Raw genomic sequence first — 21,628 nt, forward strand, 5'->3', positions numbered from 1 at the left:
CCCCCCCGTGCGCCCGGGGCCCGGGGCGGTCGCATCCGCCCCTCGTGCGGCAAGTGGCGCCCCGGACAGGGCACTTGAGCCCCCTGAACGGGTGCACGGGAGACCGGAAACCGCCCCGTGTGCTTCCGCGGGCGTGAGTACTGTCATAGCGTCGTGGAAGACTTGTTCGTGAGGACCTGATGGCGCGAGGCGGGTGGCGACGCGGGGGAGGCGGAGCGGATGCCGAGGACTGCGGCGATGGGCCATGACCATCGCTCCTGACCGATGCCTGGCCGGCGACGAGGAGTTCCGACGTGAGCGACTGGCTCATCTACCGTGGTGCGGGGGCACCGCACGACGGAATTGAGCATCTTCCGCCACCCCCGCCCTGGCGCGATTTCGACGGTGGCCCCCTCGTGGCGCCGCCCGCCGCCCTCGACCCGTCCTCCGAACGCCGGCTCGGGGTGCAGCACCGCGAGGCCAGCCACCACCGCCCCGGCGAGACCGAGCGCGAGCTGGTCAACGCCGCCCTGTATCTGCGCCGCCCGCTGCTGGTGACCGGCGCGCCGGGCAGCGGCAAGAGCACCCTGGCGCACTCGGTGGCCTATGAACTCGGCCTGGGCCGGGTGCTCGGCTGGCCCGTCGTCAGCCGCAGCACGCTGCGCGAGGGCCTCTACGACTACGACGCCATCGGCCGTCTCCAGGACCTCCAGATCGCCCGCGCCACCCCGGCCGGCGCGCAGAGCGCGACACCACCCGGCGACGACCCCACCGACGAGCCGGGCGGCGGCATCGGCCGCTACATCCGCCTCGGCCCGCTGGGCACCGCCCTGCTGCCGTCCGCCCGCCCCCGGGTGCTGCTCGTCGACGAGCTCGACAAGAGCGACATCGATCTGCCCAACGACCTCCTCAATGTGCTGGAGGAAGGGGAGTTCCGGATTCCGGAGCTGGAGCGGCTGGCCGGCTCCGCCCCCGAGGTGGAGGTGCTCAGCGACGACGGCGCGCAGGTGGCGGTGCGCGACGGCCGGGTGCGCTGCCACGCCTTCCCCTTCATCGTCCTGACCAGCAACGGCGAACGCGACTTCCCGGCGCCCCTGTTGCGCCGCTGCATCCACCTCCACATCCCGGTCCCCGACAAGGAACGGCTCGCCGCCATGGTGCGGGCGCATTTCGGCGAGGGCGCCGCCGAGCGCTACGACGCGGTGATCGACCGGTTCCTGGACCGCGAGCCCGGCGACGTCCGCGCCGTCGACCAGCTCTTCAACGCCATCCACCTCACCCAGAAGGCCGGCTGGACGGACGAGGACGAGGAGGAGACCCGGCGGCGTCTGACGGCGGAGCTGATGCGTCCTCTTGATCGGACGAGGTGAGTGCGGTGCCCCCCGGGGAGCCCGGCCCGGGCCCCCTCGACGAACTCGTCGCCCGGCTGACGGCGGCGGGGCTGCCGGCCGACGCCCGCGGGATGGCCGACGCCCTCTGGCTCGCCCAGTGGATCACCCCGGACGCGCCGGCCGACGGCGCCGGGGACCCCGCGCCCCCGGAGGCGGACCCGCCCCGCCACGGGGACCCGGCCGCCTTCCAGGTGGGGCCGGCCACCACCCCGCACGCCGACGGTGCCGCGCCGCCCGGCCGTGAGGACGGCTCCCGGGACGGCCCGGGGGAGGAGCGCAACTCCCCCTCCACTCTGCGGGACGGCGCCCGGCGCCGGGTCGCGGAGCTGCTGCCCGCCCAGGACGAGCGGACCGCCGACCGGGACCGCCGGCTGCTCGGCGACATCGCGGTCCCCGCCGCCTCCGCGTTCCCCGGACTGCTGCCGCTCCAGCGGGCCCTGCGGCCCATCCAGCGCTACCGCCCGCCGGTCGCCCCGGTCCGCCGGAAGCTGGACGAGCCCGCCACCGCCGAACTCTCCGCCCACGCCGAAATGATCATCCCGGTGCTGCGCGGGGTGCACCGACGGGCCGCCGCGCTGCGGCTGTTGATGGACGGCTCGTCCTCGATGGCCGTCTGGGAGCAGATGCTGCACGACCTGCGCAAGGTCTGCGAGCGGGTGGGCGCCTTCCGCGACGTCACGGTGCACTACCTCCATCCGCACGGCCCGGACGTCGGGATCGCCGCGGCCCCCGGCCCCGGCCGCCCGCTGCGCCCCGCCGACCAGCTGCACGACCCGACCGGCCACCACCTCACCCTCGTCGTCAGCGACTGCGCGGGCCCCCTCTGGCGGGACGGCCGGATGCAGCGGCTGCTCTACCGCTGGGCCGCCGACGCCCCGCTCGCCGTCGTCCAGCCGCTGCCGCAGCGGATGTGGGCGCGCACCCTGCTGCCCGCCGTCGCCGGCACCCTCGTCCGGCGCCAGGGCTCCTACCAGGCCCTCGACTTCCGCCCGGCCCGCCGCCGGCGGCCCCCCGCGGCGCCCGGCGCCGCCACGCCCCGTGCACGCGCCGTCCCGGTCCTCTCCGCCACCCCCTCCGCCCTCGGCTCCTGGGCCCGGCTCGCCGCCGCCGACGCCGGGCTCGCCCTGCGCGGCGCCGCCTGCGTCGTACGGGCCGACCACGGCGCCGGACTCCCCGCCGGCCCGCCGCCCCCCGCCGGGAGCGCCGCACCGGCCCGGATGGTCCGCGAGTTCGACCAGCAGGCCTCGCCCGCGGCCCGGCTGCTGGCCGTGCACCTGTCGGCCGTGCCGCTCGCGCTGCCGGTCATCCAGCTGGTCCAGCGGGCGATGCTGCCGCAGACCGGCCCGGCCGAGCTGGCCGAGGTGCTGCTCAGCGGCCTGGTCACGCAACTCCCGCCACAGGAGGGCCAGTCGGGGGAACAGGCCGGGATGAGCGGCCCGTGGTACGACTTCGCGCCCGGCGTGCGCGACGAACTCCTCGGCCGGCTCAGCGCGGGCGAGGCCGCCCTGGTCCTCAAGCACTGCTCGCTCTACATCGAGCGCACCTTCGGCCGCAGCGCCCGCAACTTCCCGGCCGTCGCCGTCGCCATGCTCTCCGGCAGCGGACGCGAACCCGAGACCGGCCGCCGCGCGGTGCCCGAACCCTTCGCCCGCGTCTCCGAACGGGTGCTGCGCCGCTTCGAGCCCGCGCTGCGCCCGCCCGCCCCCAGCCCGTACGCCGGCGACGGCCCCGCCGCGCAAGGCGCCGCCCTCCTGGAGCGCTACGAACAGGACCGCACCGTCCGGGACCTGATCGAGGCAGTCCGGCTGCTGCGCGCCGCCGCCGCGCGGCTGCCCGAGGCCGGTACGGACCTCGCCCGCGCCCTGCTGCACGCCTGGGCGAGATGGGGCCAGCCGGACGCCCTGGAGGAGGCCGAACGGGCGGTGCGTGCCGCGGAACGGGCCACGTCCGGCGAGGCGTCGGCGGGTGACGAGGAGTCCGTCACCGCCGGCCGGGAGGCCGAGCGCACCCGGGCGCTGATCGTGCTGGGCCGGGTCGGCCACGCCCGCGCCCGGGAGCGCCGGGCCGACGGCACACCCGAGGAGGAGCGCGGCGCGCTCGCCGACGCCGCCCGCCATCTGCACGCCGCCTGCGGGCTGATGAGCCTGCTCGACCCCCGCGTCCTGGAGAGCATGGTGCTGCGCACCGAGGTGCTGCGCCGGCTGGCCGCCCTGCCCGCACCGGACCCCGCGCCCGGCGCCGCCGCGGAGCCGGCCGCCGCACCGGACCCCGACCCCCTCGACGAGGCGGAGTGCGCCCTGACCACCCTCCTCGACCGGTGGCCCAGCGGCGAGCAGGTGCCCGGCGAGGTCTACGCGGCGCGCGGCGGCGTCCTGCTCGACCGGGCCCGCCGGGCCGCCCGCGCACCGGGCGCGGCCCCCCGCGCCGCCGAGGCGCTCGCCCTGCGCGCCGCCGGCGACCTCGATGCCGCCGTCGTCCTGCTGCGCCGCCGCGGCAGCTCCGCCGACCGGCTGGTGTGCGGCACGCTGCTCGACCTGGCGGCGGCCCGCCAGGTGCACGGCGGCGCGGAGGCACCGGCCGTCCTGCCGACCCTCGAACGCGCCCTGGCGATGGCCCGTTCCCTCGGCGACCGGGCCCTGGAGGCGGACAGCCTGCGCCGGACCGCCGCCGCCCAGCGCGCGGTGCACACCCGCACCGGCGCCCTGCCGGCCCTGGACGCCGCCATCGCCGCGCTGGCCGCCGCGCTGCGGCTGGCCACCCCCGATTCGCCCGAGCACAGCGCGCTGCTCGCCGAGCGCGGCGCGGCGCTGCTGCTGCGGGCCCGGCTGGAGCCGGCCGACGGGCCGGGCAAGCGGCTGGCCAACGAGGCGGTGCACGTGCTGCGCGAGGTGCTGGGCCGGGCCGCGCCGCAGGACCCCGACCTCGGCAGCCACCGCCTGCTGTTCGGCCGCGCCCTGCGACTGCGCCACGAGCGCCGGCCCTCGCTCGCCGATCTGCACGAGGCCGACTGGATCCTGGAGCTGGCCGCCCGCGGCGCGGACGTGCCCCCGGCGGTCTCCGCCGAGGCCTGGCTCGAAGTGGGCGACGTGCAGCTGCTGCTGGACCGCCGCTTCGACTCCCGGGAGCGCCACGACCGCGCCGCCGCCTGCTACCGCCGGGCCGCCGCGGCCGCCCGGCGGGCCGGCAGCGCCCTGCTGGCCGCCCGCGCCCACCACCGCCGCGGCGAGGTGCTGGAGGTCACCGCGGGCTCCCGTTCCGCGCTGCACGCCTACCGCGAGAGCTGGGAGCAGTGGCAGCGGGCCGGGGAGGACACCGGCCCCGAGGCCCAGCGCACCCGCGCCCGGATGCGTGCCCTCGAATCCGCCGCCTGACCGCACCCCGCGGCCCGTCGGAGGCGGCCCGACCGTCCCCCGGGGCATGTGTTTCTGCGGACGGGAGTCCGGGAACACCCCCGTCCAGCCGGCCCAGAGGAGAACAGCGTGGCGACAATCCCCCGCACAAAACCGGCGGTGGCCGCCCCGCCGGGGCCCTCGGCCGAGCGGCTGCCGGACTTCGCCGGGGTTGACGTGGGCGTTCTGGCCGCGCGGACGGACCACGCGGTGCTGGCGGAGGTGGCGGCGCTGCTGCTGCGCAACTGGCCGTCGGCGCAGGACGCCGTGGCGTACTACGAGGACGGCCCGGAGATCGCCGTGCATTGACGATCAGAGACGGTTGTTTTTGGGCAAACGTGCAAGGGAACCGGCCAGTTGCCGGGGGCACCCGGTTCCTCGATCCGGGGCGGAGCCATGTATCAGTCGACGGGCGGGAGTGGCGCGGGCGGCCCGCTGGTCAGGGAGGCAGCCCGTTGATCGGGGACGAGGGCAGGGGGCGACGCCGTGGCGGGGGAGACGACCGGCCGGACCACCGTGGTGCCCTTCCGGCAGTTCGTCCTGAAGGTCCACAGCCGCTGCAACCTCGCCTGCACCTACTGCTACATCTACGCCGGCCCCGACCGCAGCTGGCGCACCCGCCCGCCGGCCGCCCCTGCGGCGACCGTCCGGCAGACCGCCCGCCGCATCGCCGAACACGCCCGCACCCACCGGCTGCGCGCGGTCCGGATCGATCTGCACGGCGGTGAGCCGCTGCTCACCGGCCCCGGCCCGCTGCTGGCGCAGGCCGCCGCGATCCGCGCCGCGCTGCCCGCCGGCTGCGCCGCCGACTTCGGCGTCCAGACCAACGGCACCCTGCTGACCCCGGAGGTCCTCGACACCCTCGGCGCCGCCGGCTTCCGGCTCGGCCTCAGCCTCGACGGCGGCACCCCCGCCCTCAACCACCGCCGGGTCGACCACGCGGGAAGGCCCTCCTGGCCCGCGGTCTCCCGCGCCGCGCGCCTGCTCCACGACCGTCCCGGGGTGTTCGCCGGCATCCTGTGCACCATCGACGTCAGCGCCGACCCCGCCGAGGTCTACGGCTCGCTGCGCGCCCTGGACCCCCCGATGCTCGACTTCCTCCTGCCGCACGCCAACTGGTCCAGCCCGCCCCCCGCCGCCGCCGGCCGCACCCCGTACGGCGACTGGCTGTGCGCCGTCTTCGACCTGTGGTGGGACGGCGGCCCCGGCCCCCGGGTGCGGGTCTTCACCGAGATCCTCGGCCTGCTCCTGGGCCGTCCCGGCTCCAGTGAGGCGGTCGGCCTCTCCCCGGTCGTCGCCGTGATCGTCGACACCGACGGCGCCATCGAGCAGGTGGACTCGCTCAAATCCGCCTACGAGGGCGCCGCGGCCACCGGCCTCGACGTCTTCCACCACACCTTCGACCAGGCCCTGGCCCACCCCGGCATGGCCGCCCGCCGCACGGGGCGCGACGGCCTGGGCGCCCAGTGCCGCACCTGCGCCCTGGTGGAGGTCTGCGGCGGCGGCAACTACGCCCACCGCTACCGCGCGGACGGCAGCGGATTCACCAACCCCTCCGTCTACTGTGCCGACCTGGAACGCCTCATCCGGCACATCGCGGCCCGTCTGAAGACCGCGATCACCCCCAACTGGCGCCACCCCCATATGACCTGACGCCCTGTCGCCACCAGGGGGGACACTTGGGCTATCGTGCCAAAAAGCCACGGCGTGCCCGGGGAAACAGCCTGCGCACGCGCGCACCCCCGCATCCCAGGGAGACGGTCGCATGGTCGGTCAGGCCCCTTCTTCCGGTTCTTCCGGTTCTTCCGGTTCTTCCGGTGCCTTCGGGTCTTCGGGTGTCCCCGGCGCCCCGGGCTCCTCCGGTCCTGACGGCTCCCGCGCGCACATCACCATCAGCTACGCCGGGTTCACCCGGCCCTGGGCCGCGTGGATCTCCCACCAGCTGGAACAGCAGGGCCACGGCACCACCCTGCTGCGCTGGGACCCGCGCGCCGACACCGCGCTGGTGGCCGAGCTGTCCGGGCTGCTGGCGGCCGAGGGCCGGCTGCTGATGGTGCTGGACGACTGGTACTTCCGGCTGGGCCCCAAGACACCGGAGGAGTGGACGGCCGCGCTGCGCGAGGTGGTGGCCCCACACGCCGACCGGTTCGCCGCGGTGAGCGTGGCCACCCAGAGCCTGCCCGCCACGGCCGCCCTGCTGCGCCCCGCCGACCTGCGCGATCTGGACGCGCGCGAGGCCAACCGCCGGGTGCTCCAGCGCCTGGGCATCGGGGCGCCGCACCGCCCCGTGCACGAGGACGAGCCCGGCGCCCCCCGCTTCCCGAACAACCCGCCCGAGGTGTGGAACATCCCCCGCCGCAACAACCGCTTCACCGGCCGCGACGGCGTGCTGGAGGAGCTGCACGCCAAGCTGGCCGGCTCCCAGACCGACGCGGGCCCGCCGCTGGAGACCCGGCTCGCGCTGTACGGCACCTCCGGCGTCGGCAAGAGCCAGATCGCCGCCGAGTACGCCCACCGCTTCGGCAACGACTACGACGTGGTGTGGTGGATCAGCGCCACCAACCGCGGCGCCGCCCGCGAACAGCTCGCCGAACTCGCCACCCGCCTCGGCCTCCCCGTCGGCCGGGAGCTGGGCGACCGCATCCGCGCCGTCCACGAGGCGCTCCGCGTCGGCCGCCCCTACCGCCGCTGGCTGCTGATCTTCGACAGCGCCGACGACATGGAGCAGATCGAGGACCTGGTCCCCGACGGCCGCGGACACGTCCTGATCACCACCCTCACCCGCGACTGGTCGGGCTCCGGCAGCGCCCAGGAGACCGAGGTGCTGCCCTTCGACCGCGCCGAGAGCGTCGCCTACGCCCGGCGGCGCGCACCACGCCTGACCCCGATGGAAGCCGATCTGCTCGCCGACGCCGTCCAGGACCTGCCGCTGCTGCTCGCCCAGACCGCCGCCTGGCTCGACGCCAACCCGATGTCCCCCAAGGAGTACATCGAGCTGATCCGCCGCGGCGAGCCCAGCCTCGTCGGCATCCGCATCTCCTCCGACTACCCCATGGCCTTCCAGACCAGCTGGGCCATAACCCTCAACACGCTGCGCGAGCGCAGCCCCGCGGCGGTCGAACTCCTCAAGCTCTTCGCGTTCTTCGCCCCGGACACCATCCCCGTCCCGATGCTCGCCCAGGCCCGCCGCGGCGACCTGCCCGAACACCTCGCCGATCTGGCCGCCGAACCGATCAGCTGGAACACCGCGCTGCGCCGGCTGACCGAGTCCACCGCCGTACGCCTGGACTACCAGGTCTCCGAGGACGCCGACCCGGCCGTCGAGACCGCGCTGATGCACCGGCTCTACCACCGCTTCCTGCGCAGCGACATGTCCGAGGACGAGCGCGACCAGATGTCCGCGACGGCCTGCCGGGTGCTGGTCACCGCCGACCCGCAAAACCCCGCCGACACCCGCTGCTGGGAGCGCTACGCCGAGCTGATCCCGCATCTGGAGCCGGCCGGCGTGCTCGACAGCCCCGAACCGGCCGTCCAGCAGCTGCTGCTCAACTGCGTGGAGTACCTGCGGGTCCGTGGCGAATACCGGATGGGCCTGCGGCTGTGCGAACAGTTCATGTCCCGCTGGCGCACCCGGCTGGCCGCCACCCAGCGCACCATGCTCGTGCTGACCCACCAGCACGCCAACATGCTGCGCAGGCTCGGCCGCTACCGCGAGGCGGAGGCCGTCGGCAGCGCCGTCGTCGACCAGCTCGGCACCGAACGCGGCCCCTCCGACGCCGATCTGCTGCGGGCCCAGGACGGCCTGGCCGGCACGCTGATGGCGCTGGGCTCCTACGCGCAGGCCTACGACCTCTTCGACGCCGTCTGGCGGGCCTACACCGAACTCCTCGGCCCCGAGGCCCCCCGCACCCTCTCCTCACGGCACAACCTCGGCAACGTCCTCGCCCTGCTCGGCCGGTACGAGGCGGCGCTGGTCACCCACCGCGAGGTGCTCGCCTTCCGGGAGCGGGAACTGCGCGCCCGCCACCACCTGACGCTCAACGCGGGCACCGCGCACGCCCGCACCCTGCGGCTGCTCGGCCGCTACCGCGACGCGGCCTCCGGCCAGGAACTCAACGCCCGGCTGCACCTCCAGGTGATGGGCCCGCACACGCCGCAGACGCTGCGCGCCGAGCACAACCTCGCGCTGTGCCTGCGCCGCTCCGGCGAGATCACCCGCGCCGCCACCCTCCTCGCCGACCTCGTCGAACGCTCCCGCCGGGTGCAGGGGCCCCGCCACCCCGAGACGCTGATGGTGCGCGCCGACCACGCCACCTTCCTGCGCGAGCACGGCGATCTGGGGCACGCCCGCGACCTCGCCGAGGAGGTCGCCGAGCGCTATCGCGCACTGGCCGGCGAGCGCCACCCCTACACCGTCGGCACCCTGGGCAACGTCGGGCTGGTCCGCGGCGAGTTCGGGGACCAGGCCGGGGCGCTGGAGCTCGCGGAGGCCGCCCTCGGCGGGATGACCGAGGCGATGGGCCCCGACCACCCCTGGACGCTGGGCTGCGCGCTGAACGCCGGCGCGGCCCGCAACCGGACGGACGACGAGGAGGGCGCGGTGGAGCTGGGCCGGGACACCCTGCTGCGCGCCAAGGCGACGCTGGGGGACGCCCATCCGCTGACGCTGTCCGCGAAGACGGCGCTGGCCGAGGACCTGCGGGCGCTGCGCCGCGGCCAGGAGGCGGCCAAGCTGGAGGCGGAGGCCATCGGTCAGCTCTCCGAGACGCTGGGCGACGAGCACCCGCACACCCTCTCCGCCCGGCGCCGCCGCCGCCCGTACTGGGACTTCGAACCGCAGCCCGTCTGACGGACGCCGCGCCGGAGTCCCGCCCCGGGCACGCGGAAGGGCCCGCCCCCAGGGGGACGGGCCCTTCCGCTGTTCCACCGGTCACCCCGGCGGCCTGCCGACTCAGGCGTCGAAGGCCTCCGCGACCAGCTGTGCCTGCTCCGCCTGGTGGCGCTTGGCGGAACCGACGGCCGGCGACGAGGAGTGCGGCCGGGAGATCCGGCGCAGCCGCTCGCCGTGCGGCACATCGGCACCGACGGCCAGGTCGAGGTGGTCGATCAGGTTGAGGCCGAGGAACGGCCACGCACCCTGGTTCGCCGGCTCCTCCTGGGTCCACAGGTACTTCTCGGCGTTCGGGAACTTGGCGATCTCCGCCTGGAGCTCCTTGCCGGGAAGCGGGTAGAGCCGCTCGATGCGGACGATCGCCGTGTCGGTCGCGCCGCGCTTGTCCCGCTCGGCCTCCAGGTCGTAGTAGACCTTGCCGGAGCAGAAGATGACCTTGCGGACGTCCTCGGCCTTGACGTTGTCGTCGCCGATGACCGGACGGAAGCCGCCCGTGGTGAACTCCTCCGCCTTCGACGCCGCGGCCTTCAGACGCAGCATCGACTTCGGGGTGAAGACGACCAGCGGCTTGTGGTGCGGGTTGTGGACCTGCCAGCGCAGCAGGTGGAAGTAGTTCGACGGCAGCGTCGGCGCGGCGACCGTCATGTTGTTCTGCGCGCACAGCTGGAGGAAGCGCTCGATCCGGGCCGAGGAGTGGTCCGGGCCCTGGCCCTCGTAGCCGTGCGGCAGCAGCAGGGTGACGCCGGAGGTCTGGCCCCACTTCTGCTCCGCCGAGGAGATGAACTCGTCGACGACCGTCTGGGCGCCGTTGACGAAGTCACCGAACTGCGCCTCCCACATGACCAGCGCCTCCGGGCGGGCCAGGGAGTAGCCGTACTCGAAGCCCATCGCCGCGTACTCGCTCAGCAGCGAGTCGTAGACGTTGAAGCGGGCCTGGTCCTCGGAGAGGTAGAGCAGCGGCGTGTAGTCGTCGCCGGTCGCGCGGTCGATCAGCACCGCGTGGCGCTGGCCGAAGGTGCCGCGGCGGGAGTCCTGGCCGGCGAGCCGGACCGGGGTGCCCTCCATCAGCAGCGAGCCGATGGCGAGGGTCTCGCCCATGCCCCAGTCGATGGTGTCGTCCTCGACCTGGGCCGCGCGGCGCTGCAGCTGGGGCAGCAGACGCGGGTGGACGGTGACCCGCTCGGGGATGTTGACCTGCGACTCGGCGATCCGCTTGACGACCTCCTGGGAGATCGCGGTGTCGACGTAGACCGGGAACTCCGCCTTGGGCTGCGGCACCTCGGGGGCGGCCGGCGTCGTGGTGGCGTCGCGGACCTCGGTGAAGACCTTCTCCAGCTGGCCCTGGAAGTCCTGCAGCGCCTGCTCGGCCTCTTCCAGCGTGATGTCGCCGCGACCGATGAGGGACTCGGTGTAGAGCTTGCGCACCGAGCGCTTCTTGTCGATCAGGTCGTACATCAGCGGCTGCGTGAAGGCCGGGTTGTCCGACTCGTTGTGACCACGGCGGCGGTAGCAGATGAGGTCGATGACCACGTCCTTGTTGAACGCCTGGCGGAACTCGAAGGCCAGCCGGGCCACGCGGACGACGGCCTCGGGGTCGTCACCGTTGACGTGGAAGATCGGCGCCTCGATCATGCGGGCCACGTCGGTGGCGTACATGGACGAACGCGACGACTCCGGGGCGGCGGTGAAGCCGACCTGGTTGTTGATGACCACGTGCACCGTGCCGCCGGTGCGGTAGCCGCGCAGCTGGGACATGTTCAGCGTCTCGGCGACCACACCCTGGCCGGCGAACGCCGCGTCACCGTGCAGCTGGATCGGCAGGACGGTGAAGTCCGTGCCGCCCTTGTTGATGAGGTCCTGCTTGGCGCGCGCGATGCCCTCGACGATGGGGTCGACGGCCTCCAGGTGGGAGGGGTTCGCGGCCAGCGAGACCTTGATCTGCTCGCCGTCCAGACCGGTGAAGACGCCCTCCTGGCCCAGGTGGTACTTCACGTCCCCGGAACCGTGCATCGACTTCGGGTCGAGGTTGCCCTCGAACTCCCGGAAGATCTGCGCGTAGGACTTGCCGACGATGTTGGCGAGGACGTTCAGCCGGCCGCGGTGGGCCATGCCGATGACGACCTCGTCCAGGCGCGACTCGGCCGCGGAGTCGATGACCGCGTCCAGCAGCGGGATAACGGACTCGCCGCCCTCCAGCGAGAAGCGCTTCTGGCCGACGTACTTCGTCTGCAGGAACGTCTCGAACGCCTCGGCGGAGTTCAGCCGGCGCAGGATGCGCAGCTGCTCCTCGCGCTCGGGCGACTTGTGCGAACGCTCGACCCGGTCCTGGATCCACTTGCGCTGCTTGGGGTCCTGGATGTGCATGAACTCGATGCCGGTGGTGCGGCAGTACGAGTCGCGCAGCACGCCCAGGATGTCGCGCAGCTTCATCATGGACTTGCCGGAGAAGCCGCCGACCGCGAACTCGCGCTCCAGGTCCCACAGGGTGAGACCGTGCTCGGTGATGTCGAGGTCGGGGTGCTTGCGCTGGTGGTACTCCAGCGGGTCGGTGTCGGCCATGACGTGGCCGCGGACCCGGTAGGAGTGGATCAGCTCGAAGACCCGCGCGGCCTTGGTGACGTCGTCGTCGTGCGAGGCGTCGATGTCCTTGAGCCAGCGGACCGGCTCGTAGGGGATCCGCAGCGACTTGAAGATGTCGTCGAAGAAGTCCTTCTCGCCCAGCAGCAGCTGGTTCATGATCCGCAGGAACTCGCCGGAGGCGGCGCCCTGGATCACGCGGTGGTCATAGGTGCTGGTCAGCGTCATGACCTTGGCGACACCCAGCTTGTTCAGGGCGTCCTGCGAGGTGCCCTGGAACTCCGCCGGGTAGTCCATCGAGCCGACGCCCATGATCATGGACTGGCCGGGCATCAGGCGCGGCACGGAGTGGACCGTGCCGATGCCGCCCGGGTTCGTCAGCGACGCGGTGACCCCGGTGAAGTCGTCCATCGTCAGCTTGTTGTCGCGGGCCCGGCGGACGATGTCCTCGTAGGCCTGCCAGAACTCGAAGAAGGTCAGCGTCTCGGCCTTCTTGATGGCGGCGACGACGAGCTGGCGGTCACCGTTCGGCTTCACCAGGTCGATGGCCAGACCGAGGTTGACGTGCTCGGGCTTGACCAGCGTCGGCTTGCCGTCCTTCAGCGCGAAGGAGTGGTTCATCGACGGCATGGCCTTGAGGGCCTGCACCATCGCGTACCCGATGAGGTGGGTGAAGGAGACCTTCCCGCCCCGGGCGCGCTTGAGGTGGTTGTTGATCACGATGCGGTTGTCGAAGAGCAGCTTCACCGGGATCGCGCGGACGGACGTGGCCGTCGGCAGCTCCAGGGAGGCGTTCATGTTCTTCGCAACGGCGGCCGAGGGGCCGCGCAGCGTGACGAACTCGGGACCTTCCGTGGCCTCGGCGGCCGGCTTCGCGGCCGGCTTGGCCGGCGCGCTCTTGGCCGGCGCCGGAGCGCTCGCGGCGGGCTTCGCCGGGGTGGCCGGCGCGGCGGCGGGCTTCGGCGCGGCGGCGGCGGGCGCTGCCGGGGCCGACGGAGCCGGGGCGGCCGGCGCGGCGGGCTGTGCGGCGTCAGCCGCTCCCGCGGAGCCGGAGCCCGCACCGGGAGAACCCTCCGCCGGCTGGCCCGGCGCGGTGGCGCCGCCCGGCTTGTAGTCGGCGAAGAAGTCCCACCAGGCTCGGTCTACCGAGTTCGGGTCCTGGAGGTACTGCTGGTAGATCTCGTCGACGAGCCACTCATTGGGACCGAACGCGGCGGCAGGGTTCTTTCCCTGCCCCTCGTGGTCGGTCGAGATGCTCGAGCTGTTGGGGGACTGTAGCGACACGGCGGCAACCGCCCTCTTCCGCTTCCTAAGGTGGTGGACAGCGGGAATAAAGGCTACGCCTGTTGTGACCCCGGATGCAGGCTGGGAGGGGCACTCGTCGCGTACGTCACATTCCCGGACGGGTTTCGTGGCAGGACTTGGCGGGAAACACACGGGGTTTGCCTGTGTGCGGGTAGGCGGCATCGCCGCAGCACCCCTGAAGGAGCGCTTCCACCACCGACCCTACGTCAGCGGCCGTCAGCCTCGAGCTGACTCCAGCCCCGGAAGAGTGACCCGGATCCGGCAACCACGTGGTGATTCGGCCACGCGGATGCGCCCGCCGTGCAGATCCACCGCCCAGCGCGCGATGGCCAGGCCCAGGCCCGTACCGCCGTCGGAGCCGGGCCCCGAGGGGGCCGGACCGCCGCGGTTGAAGCGCTCGAAGACCCGGTAGCGCTCCGACTCGGGGATGCCGGGCCCCTCGTCCTGCACGTCCAGCTCCAGGCTCTCGGGCCCCTCCCCGCGCCGCGCGTGCACCGTGACCCGGCCGTGCCGGGGGCTGTGCTTGATCGCGTTGTCGATGAGATTGGCCACTACCTGGTGCAGCCGCTCGGCGTCCGCGTGCGCGGTCAGCTCCGGGGGCGAGACGTCGAGGTGGAGGTGGACGTCCGTACGGGTGTGGGTGCCCGAGCCGGCCGTCCCGGAGAGCGTGGAGGCGCCGCGGCTCATGTTGGCCTCCTTGAGCACCCCGGACAGATACGGCCAGACCTCGAAGCGCCGGGCGTGCAGCGGCACCACGCCGTTGTCCAGCCGGGAGAGGTCCAGGAGGTGCTCGACCAGGCGGCCCAGCCGCTCGGTCTGCTGCAGGGCCGTGCGCATGGTCTCGGGGTCGGGCTCGCTGACCCCGTCGACGACGTTCTCCAGGACGGCGCGCAGCGCGGCGATGGGGGTGCGCAGCTCGTGGGAGACATTGGCCACCAGTTCCTTGCGGTGGGTGTCCACCGCCTCCAGGTCGGCCGCCATCCGGTTGAAGGCGTCGGCGAGGTCGCCGAACTCGTCACGGCGCTCGGAGCGGACCCGGCGGCTGTAGTTGCCGTGCGCCATCGAGCGGGTGACATCCGTCATCTCGTCGAGCGGCGCGGTCAGGCTGTTGGCCACGAACTGGGTGATCAGCAGCGAGGCGATGATCGAGAAGATCGTGATCACCCGCAGCTCGGTCGCGGAGTGCATCGCGACGAACACCAGCAGCGTGGTGATGATCACCGAGACGCTCACCAGCGCCCCGAGCGCGGCCTTGACGGAGCGGTACGGGTCGAGCGGGCGCAGCCCCTCCCAGACGCGCTGCCACAGCCGGCTCAGGGGCGTTCGCCACCGCCGCGTCATGCGGCCGGGGTCTCCAGGGCGTAACCGACGCCGTGGACCGTGCGGATCCGCTCGGCGCCGATCTTGCGGCGCAGCGCCTTGATGTGGCTGTCGACCGTGCGGGTCCCGGAGGCGTCCGCCCAGTCCCACACCTCGGCCAGCAGCTGCTCACGGGAGAGCACCGCGCGCGGGGTGTTCGCCAGGCAGACCAGCAGATCGAACTCGGTGGGCGTCAGATGGACGTCCGCGCCGCGCACCCGGACCCGGCGCTGGGCGTGGTCGACCTCCAGCTCGCCCAGCCGCAGGATGCCGCTGCGCGGGGTGTGCGCGGCCAGCGCGGCGCGCTCGACCCGGCGCAGCAGGACGTGCACCCGGGCGGCCAGCTCGCGCATCGAGAAGGGCTTGGTCATGTAGTCGTCGGCGCCGACGCCGAGGCCGACCAGCATGTCGGTCTCGTCGTCCCGGGCCGTGAGCATCATCACCGGCACCGGGCGCTGGGCCTGGACCCGGCGGCAGACCTCCAGGCCGTCGAAGCCCGGCAGCATCACGTCGAGGACCAGCAGATCGGGCTGCCAGGCCTCGGCGGTGTCCACCGCGGCGGGGCCGTCGGTGGCCGTCTGGACCTGGAAGCCCTCGGCGCGCAGCCGGGCCGCGATGGCCTCGACGATCGTGGGGTCGTCCTCCACGACCAGCACCCGGCGCTGGGCACCGGGCGTGGCGGCGGTGGCGCCGCCCTGCGTTGTCTGACTCTGGTCCATCGCCCGCCCCTGCATTGCCCCTGCGTGGTCGCGTCTTGCTGGGCAGCAGCGTACGGGCATGGTGTGACTGTCGGCTACGCGCCCTTGCACGCAAGATGGACCACGTCGGGGACGCCTCGGACAACGGGGATCTCTTCCGTATGTACCCCGGTGAATCCGGCATTTCGTAGGGCTTCCTCGAATGCCGGGGAGGGCTGCGCGGACCAGACGGCGAGCACTCCGCCGGGGGTCAGGCAGTCGCGGCAGGCGGCCAGTCCGGCGGGGGAGTAGAGGCTCCCGTTGTCCTCGGTGACGGTCCAGTCGGGGCCGTTGTCGATGTCCAAACACACAGCGTCATAGGTGTTTTGGGCCGCTCCGCCGCGCAGATGGGCGACGAGGTCGGTGTGCAGGATCTCGGTGCGCGGGTCGGCCAGCGCGTCCGCCGAGACGGCCGACAGCGGGCCGGTGCGGTGCCAGTCGATGACCGCCTCCTCGCGCTCGGCCACCACGATCCGGCCCCAGCGCGGCCGGCCGGCCGCGCGCGCCAGGGAGAAGCCGACGCCGAGGCCGCCGATCAGCACGGCGGGACGGGGGCGCCCGGCCGGCAGCGCGGCCAGCGCGGCGTCGACCAGCAGCCGTTCGGAGCGGCCGTCGGAGGTGTCCATCAGGAAGCAGCCGTTGGCGATGATTTCGTAGACCACCGGCTCAACGGGTGCCGCGGGCCCGCCCGTTCCCGGATCGGCGGGGGGCGTGCCGCGCCGCCGCAGCACCACCTCTCCGTAGGGGCCTAAGCGGCGGTCGAGGGTGAGCGGGACCGCGGAGTGACCGTCGGGGGTCGGCGCGGCAGTAACGGGAACCATGACGACATGGTGGCCAAAAGGGGCGGGGCCGGTCCATCGCTTTGCGGGGCGGGTCGCCATGATCGGCGCGGACGCGGGGTCCGCGGCGACGGTTGCCTCACGTGAGGGATCTCACTCGCACAGCTTCCTCATGGGTTGAGCGTGCACGCTGGTCATGAACGTTGAGCAGGGCAGAGGGATCACGGCCGGGCGACACGGACGTGCCTCACCGCAAGCGCCATGGACGGAAGGGGCCTCGGACCGTGAGCTGGCTGGGAACCGCCGACAGAACGCGCGCCGGGCGCGCGCCCGCCGACGCCCCGGGACGCCCCCCGGAACCGGACACCGTCCCGGACGCGGGGCCGGGCCTGCTGACGGGGATCCCCCGGCAGCGCGGCGGCCGGGCGGCCGTGGACGGGGACGCCGCGGCGCAGGGGGACACGGCGCAGGAGGCCGCGGCCCGTCGGCGCGGGACGGTGCCCGGCCTGCGGTGGCGGCCCTGGCGGCTGCTGCCCACCCCCGCCGGCACCCCCTTCACCTTCGGCTACGCCGTGCTGCTCGTGGTCACCTCGCTGGTCACCGAATACGGCGACCCGGGGCTGGTCTCCGATCTGCTCCAGGGCTCCAGTACGGACGTCGCCCACCTCGCGCGCTCCCCGCTGATGGTGCTGGTCGCCAGCGCCCTGTGGATCGCGGGCGGGATGACCTCCGCCTACGCCCTCGGTTTCCTCTTCGTCCTGACGGCGCTGGAGCGGCGGCTGGGCGGACTGCGCACCGCCGCCGTCTTCTTCGGCGGGCACGCGGTGGCCACCCTCGCCACCGAACTGCCGGTCGCCTTCTCGGTCGCCGCCGGCCGACTGCCGGAGAGCTCCCTGCACCGCCTCGACTACGGCATCAGCTTCGGCGTGATGACCTGCATAGGGGCCCTGGCGGGTCTGCTGCCGGCCTGGCTGCGCTGGCCGCTGCTGGCCGGCGTCGGCTACCTGGCCGTGACCGACCTGCTCGCCTACGCCGATCCGATGACCGCGTGGGGCCATCTGCTCTCGCTCACCCTGGGCGTGGCCGCCTGGCCGCTGCTGCGCCACTGGCGCGCCCACCGCACCCGGCCCGCCCCGCTCCTCGGCGACCTGGGCCGGCCGGCTCTGCAGGGCGCCGGCCCGACCTGAACCGCAACGGGCCGGGCGGCGCCAGGGCCTGAAGGCCTCACGGCGTCACGGCCTCGCGGCCTCGCGGCCTCGCGGCTCACGGCCGCACCGCCGACCGGTACGTCTGGGCGATCGCGTAGGCGCAGCCGCCCAGCAGCGCCACGCCCGACAGCACGCCGCTGACGAACGGCACCCACACCACGGCGGAGGTCGCCGCCATGCCCAGCCCGGTCACCCCCAGCGCGGTCAGCGCGGCGCCGGGGACGGCGATGCTGCGCCGCTTCCAGACCGCGGTCAGCGCGAGGAAATGCAGACCGACGATCAGTGCGATCCAGGCCACGGCGGTCTCCTGGGGCGCGCCACCCTCCCGCAGCGCGAGATTCCCGCCGAGCAGCAGCGCCGCCTCGGCCCCCACGACGAACGCGAACTTCCCCCGGAACCAGTCCGCCCGCGGCAGCTCGGGGCCCTCGGCCACGGCCGGCGCGAGGCGCCCGGCCCGCACGGCGAGCGCCAGCAGCCCGGCGAAGGTGAGCACCGCGAGCACCCGCAGGGCGATGCCGAGCACCGGATTCAGCGGGGCGTGCGCATTGGCGACCACGAAGACCGTCCCGAAGAATGCGCCGATGAAGACTCCGGACATCCGCTGCACCATGCCGCGAAGGTAGCAGTCATGACGGGGCGTGAGGCAGGACGCGTCGGGGCGTCGCCCGGCCTGCCGCCCGAGTGGACCGCGCCGCTATCCCCGCCACATGAGCACCCCGTCCCCCTGCTCCGCGGCCGCGCACAGGAACGGCCGCAACAGCGCGTAGTACTCGCGGACATAGTCCAGTGGCTCGCCCCGTTCCCAGACGATCGTCGGGTACACCTCCGCCGCGGCGAGGTCGGCCGGGCCGACACCGGCCGTCAGCCCGTCGCCGGTTATCCCCGCCAGCGCCGCGGCGGCCTCTCGCACCCGCTCGGGGGTGAGGTAGCGGGGCGGGCCGTAGCCCCAGTCGTCGGCGCCGGGGACGGGCTCCTCGCCGTGGACGATGTCCACCGGGAAGCCCAGGCGGCGCAGCAGGAATCCGAGCGCGTCCCAGGCCTTGTCCACGTCCAGGCAGCGCGCCGACGCCGGCGGCGGGCACGTGTCGGCCTCCGCCTCCCGCCGGGCGTCGACCAGCGTCAGCGCCCACTCGGGGTCGTCGAGGGCGCGGTCGAGTTCGGCCGGTGTGACACGTGCGTACTCTCCGATCATGCTCATGGGACGAGGCTAGGGGCGACCACTGACAACGCCTCCCGCGCGGCGGGCCGTTGCCCGGCCCCGGACCGCCACCGGCCGCCGCGGCACCCGCCGATCGGCCGCCCGTCGCGCACCCGTGACGGCTGGGAGAATGGGCGTCCCTTTCCGCGCACGGCCCCGGGCCGTGCCCGCCGACCGCAGGAGCGCACGCGCCATGTCCTCTCCCCACGAGTCCCCGGTCCCGGACACCGTCGATCCCGCTCTGCGGTCCGACTGCGCCAGCTGCTTCGGGCTGTGCTGTGTCGCGCTGCCGTTCGCGGCCTCGGCGGACTTCGCCCTCGACAAGGACGCCGGCACGCCCTGCCCGAACCTCCGCACGGACTTCCGGTGCGGCATTCACACCCGGCTGCGGGAGCGCGGCTTCAGCGGCTGCACCGTCTTCGACTGCTTCGGCGCCGGACAGAAGGTCTCCCAGGTCACCTTCGGCGGACGGGACTGGCGAAGCGCCCCCGGGACCGCCCGGCAGATGTTCGAGGTCTTCCCCGTCATGCGGCAGTTGCACGAGCTGCTGTGGTACCTGTCCGAGGCGCTGACCCGGCCGGCGGCCCGCCCGGTGCACGCCGCGCTGCGGGCCGCGCGGGAGAAGACCGAAGCCCTGACCCGCGGCGGCGCCCGGGAGCTGGCCGCGCTGGACGTGCCGGCCCACCGGGACGAGGTCAACGCCCTGCTGCTGCGCACCAGCGAACTGGTCCGGGCCACGGTCCCGGGCCGCAAGAAGCAGCGGCGGGGCGCCGATCTGATGGGGGCCCGCCTCAAGGGGGCCGACCTGCGCGGCGCCTGCCTGCGGAGGGCCTGCCTGATCGCCGCCGACCTCACGGGCGCCGATCTGCGCACCGCGGACCTGATCGGCGCCGATCTGCGGGACGCCCGGCTCGCCGGCGCCGACCTGACCGGTGCCCTCTTCCTCACCCAGGCGCAGATCGACGCGGCCCGGGGCGACGCCGCCACCACGCTGCCGCCGTCCCTGACCCGCCCCGCCCACTGGTAGCCGCGGGCCCGCGGCTAGGCGGCGCGCGACCGGCCGCCGTCCCTGATCGCTCACAGCGAACGCCCCCGGGGGAACATCTCCGGGCTCCCCGGCATTGAGCGGTAAAAGCTCAACTTGCTTGCCGAAGGGGAGATCATGGCTTCGACGTCCACCTCGCTCACTCTGCCCGTGCTGCCCCTCGACGACGAGGTCGTGCTCCCCGGCATGGTGGTGCCCCTGGACCTGTCCGACGCGGAGGTCCGCGCCGCGGTGGAGGCCGCGCAGGCCGCCGCCTCCTCGGGCAACAAACCGCGGGTGCTGCTCGTTCCCCGCGTCGACGGGACGTACGCGGGCATCGGAACCCTCGGCCGGATCGAGCAGGTCGGCCGGCTGTCCGACGGCGACCCCGGGGCCCTGATCCGGGGCCTGGGCCGGGTGCGGATCGGCTCCGGCACGACCGGGCCCGGCGCCGCCCTCTGGGTGGAGGGCACGACCGTCGAGGAGACGGCCCCCGACGTCCTGCCCGGCGCGGTGGCCGAACTCGTCACGGAATACAAGGCGCTGGCCACCAGCTGGCTGCGCAAGCGCGGCGCCTGGCAGGTCGTCGACCGCGTCCAGCAGATCGAGGACGTGTCGGCGCTGGCCGACAACTCCGGCTACTCGCCGTTCCTGACCACCGAACAGAAGGTCCGGCTGCTGGAGACCACCGACCCGGTCGCCCGCCTCAAGCTCGCCACCGAGCTGCTGCGCGAGCACCTCGCCGAGCAGGATGTCGCCGAGTCCATCGCCAAGGACGTCCAGGAGGGCGTCGACAAGCAGCAGCGGGAGTTCCTGCTGCGGCGGCAGCTGGAGGCGGTCCGCAAGGAACTCGCCGGGCTCAACGGCGATCCGGAGGACGAGGGCGACGACTACCGCGCCCGCGTCGAGGCCGCCGACCTGCCCGGGGACGTCCGCAAGGCCGCCCTCAAGGAGGTCGACAAGCTGGAGCGGTCCAGCGACCAGAGCCCCGACGGCTCCTGGATCCGCACCTGGCTCGACACCGTCCTCGAACTCCCCTGGAACACCCGCACCGAGGACGCCTACGACATCGCCGGAGCCAGGGAGGTCCTGGACGCCGACCACGCGGGCCTGGAGGACGTCAAGGAGCGGATCACCGAATACCTGGCCGTCCGCAAGCGCCGGGCCGAGCGCGGGCTCGGCCCGGTCGGGGGGCCGTCGAAGGGGGCGGCGCGCGGCGGGGCGGGCACGGGCGGTGGCGGGCGACGGGCGGGCGGCGCCGTGCTGGCGCTCGTCGGGCCGCCCGGCGTCGGCAAAGCATACCCCAGTTGGGGGGTACGAGGATATAGGGCCTCTGACCTGGGAAAACGTCGCATCCTACGGGTTGAGCGTCACGCCTACCGGGCCTTCCTGGGCTGACCAGACTTCGCCGTTGCTCGCCACTGACCAACCCTCATTGATCAGCCGGCTTCGCAGCGGAGTGACGAAGTGCAACATGACGTGAGCGCCAACCGTCGTGTTCATATCGCTGTACATCTGCGCAACGCCGCTCACCATTTCGTCAGCGGCAGCGTCCGCCGTTTTAGCTTCGGCGCTTTGCTCGCCCCGGTCTTCAGCCGTCCATGTGATTCGCACGGGCCCAGGGTAGTCACGCCGAAGCCCCGTCCGCGCGTCACGGGGGGAGACGCTACGAACGGGGCTTCTCTCACCTCACAGTCGACCGGTGCAGGGTCAGCCGTGAGGGGTCTAGGCGGACGCCCCACGGGCCACGATGAAGGCCACGGTGAGCACCCAGGCGACCCAGGCGACGTA

Annotated in this window: 14 protein-coding genes and 1 pseudogene; 8 read left to right on the forward strand and 7 right to left on the reverse strand. The window is 73.8% G+C overall.

Translation table 11 applies throughout. From position 1 onward, the window contains the following. Window positions 1-293 precede the first annotated feature (293 nt). The 5 genes from ACQP17_RS24400 to fxsT all read left to right on the forward strand — a co-directional run bounded on the left by ACQP17_RS24400 (window position 294) and on the right by fxsT (window position 9,608). Entirely contained in the window at window positions 294-1,349 is a 1,056-nt protein-coding gene (locus ACQP17_RS24400; protein WP_433858190.1) for an AAA family ATPase, read from the forward strand. A gap of 5 nt (window positions 1,350-1,354) precedes the next feature. Beyond that, window positions 1,355-4,741 (forward strand): SAV_2336 N-terminal domain-related protein, encoded by a 3,387-nt coding sequence (locus tag ACQP17_RS24405; RefSeq protein ID WP_433858191.1) that lies wholly within the window; start codon window positions 1,355-1,357, stop codon window positions 4,739-4,741. 108 nt (window positions 4,742-4,849) lie between these two features. Then, window positions 4,850-5,068: a YxD-tail cyclophane-containing RiPP peptide gene (locus tag ACQP17_RS24410; RefSeq protein WP_433858192.1), complete on the forward strand. Its 219-nt coding sequence runs from the start codon at window positions 4,850-4,852 to the stop codon at window positions 5,066-5,068. Between the two features lie 177 nt (window positions 5,069-5,245). Beyond that, window positions 5,246-6,412 carry an FxsB family cyclophane-forming radical SAM/SPASM peptide maturase gene (locus ACQP17_RS24415; RefSeq protein WP_433858193.1) on the forward strand — a complete coding sequence of 389 codons (1,167 nt, stop codon included), beginning with the start codon at window positions 5,246-5,248 and terminating at the stop codon, window positions 6,410-6,412. 112 nt (window positions 6,413-6,524) lie between these two features. Next, window positions 6,525-9,608, forward strand: a complete 3,084-nt coding sequence (fxsT, locus tag ACQP17_RS24420; RefSeq protein ID WP_433858194.1) for an FxSxx-COOH system tetratricopeptide repeat protein — start codon at window positions 6,525-6,527, stop codon at window positions 9,606-9,608. A 102-nt stretch (window positions 9,609-9,710) separates the two neighbouring features. Here fxsT and ACQP17_RS24425 read toward each other — a convergent pair whose 3' ends face one another. The 4 genes from ACQP17_RS24425 to ACQP17_RS24440 form a co-directional block, all read right to left on the reverse strand. Further along, window positions 9,711-13,511, reverse strand: coding sequence for a multifunctional oxoglutarate decarboxylase/oxoglutarate dehydrogenase thiamine pyrophosphate-binding subunit/dihydrolipoyllysine-residue succinyltransferase subunit (locus ACQP17_RS24425; protein ID WP_433858195.1), 3,801 nt, complete (start codon window positions 13,509-13,511; stop codon window positions 9,711-9,713). Window positions 13,512-13,748: 237 nt separating this feature from the next. After that, a complete protein-coding gene (locus tag ACQP17_RS24430) occupies window positions 13,749-14,873 on the reverse strand; it encodes an ATP-binding protein (RefSeq protein ID WP_433858196.1) in 1,125 nt (374 codons plus the stop codon). After that, window positions 14,870-15,610 (reverse strand): response regulator transcription factor, encoded by a 741-nt coding sequence (locus ACQP17_RS24435; RefSeq protein ID WP_364877366.1) that lies wholly within the window; start codon window positions 15,608-15,610, stop codon window positions 14,870-14,872. The genes ACQP17_RS24430 and ACQP17_RS24435 overlap by 4 nt, the downstream gene beginning before the upstream one ends. 74 nt (window positions 15,611-15,684) lie before the next feature. Next, complete coding sequence (locus tag ACQP17_RS24440) at window positions 15,685-16,449, reverse strand: spermidine synthase (protein ID WP_433858197.1); 765 nt, start codon at window positions 16,447-16,449, stop codon at window positions 15,685-15,687. 242 nt (window positions 16,450-16,691) lie between these two features. On the opposite strand from ACQP17_RS24440, the gene ACQP17_RS24445 reads away from it, so the two are divergent. After that, on the forward strand, window positions 16,692-17,594 hold the full coding sequence (locus ACQP17_RS24445) for a rhomboid-like protein (protein WP_433858198.1): 903 nt from the start codon (window positions 16,692-16,694) through the stop codon (window positions 17,592-17,594). A gap of 76 nt (window positions 17,595-17,670) precedes the next feature. Here ACQP17_RS24445 and ACQP17_RS24450 read toward each other — a convergent pair whose 3' ends face one another. Together ACQP17_RS24450 and ACQP17_RS24455 are read right to left on the reverse strand one after the other, a co-directional pair. Then, the gene (locus tag ACQP17_RS24450; protein ID WP_433858199.1) at window positions 17,671-18,225 is read right to left on the reverse strand and encodes a hypothetical protein; all 555 of its coding nucleotides are present in this window, start codon (window positions 18,223-18,225) and stop codon (window positions 17,671-17,673) included. A gap of 84 nt (window positions 18,226-18,309) precedes the next feature. Continuing rightward, on the reverse strand, window positions 18,310-18,813 hold the full coding sequence (locus ACQP17_RS24455) for a YfbM family protein (RefSeq protein ID WP_433858200.1): 504 nt from the start codon (window positions 18,811-18,813) through the stop codon (window positions 18,310-18,312). 193 nt (window positions 18,814-19,006) lie between these two features. Between ACQP17_RS24455 and ACQP17_RS24460 the strand changes: the two genes are divergently transcribed. Both ACQP17_RS24460 and ACQP17_RS24465 read left to right on the forward strand, forming a co-directional pair. Next, window positions 19,007-19,840, forward strand: coding sequence for a pentapeptide repeat-containing protein (locus ACQP17_RS24460; RefSeq protein ID WP_433858201.1), 834 nt, complete (start codon window positions 19,007-19,009; stop codon window positions 19,838-19,840). Between the two features lie 135 nt (window positions 19,841-19,975). Next, window positions 19,976-21,133: pseudogene (locus tag ACQP17_RS24465) on the forward strand (LON peptidase substrate-binding domain-containing protein); the annotation flags it as partial. A gap of 60 nt (window positions 21,134-21,193) precedes the next feature. On the opposite strand, the gene ACQP17_RS24470 reads toward ACQP17_RS24465, so the two are convergent. Next, window positions 21,194-21,451: a hypothetical protein gene (locus ACQP17_RS24470; RefSeq protein WP_433858202.1), complete on the reverse strand. Its 258-nt coding sequence runs from the start codon at window positions 21,449-21,451 to the stop codon at window positions 21,194-21,196. Between the last annotated feature and the right edge of the window lie 177 nt (window positions 21,452-21,628).

This window comes from Streptomyces kronopolitis (assembly GCF_050953795.1).
Lineage (GTDB): Bacteria > Actinomycetota > Actinomycetes > Streptomycetales > Streptomycetaceae > Streptomyces > Streptomyces kronopolitis_A.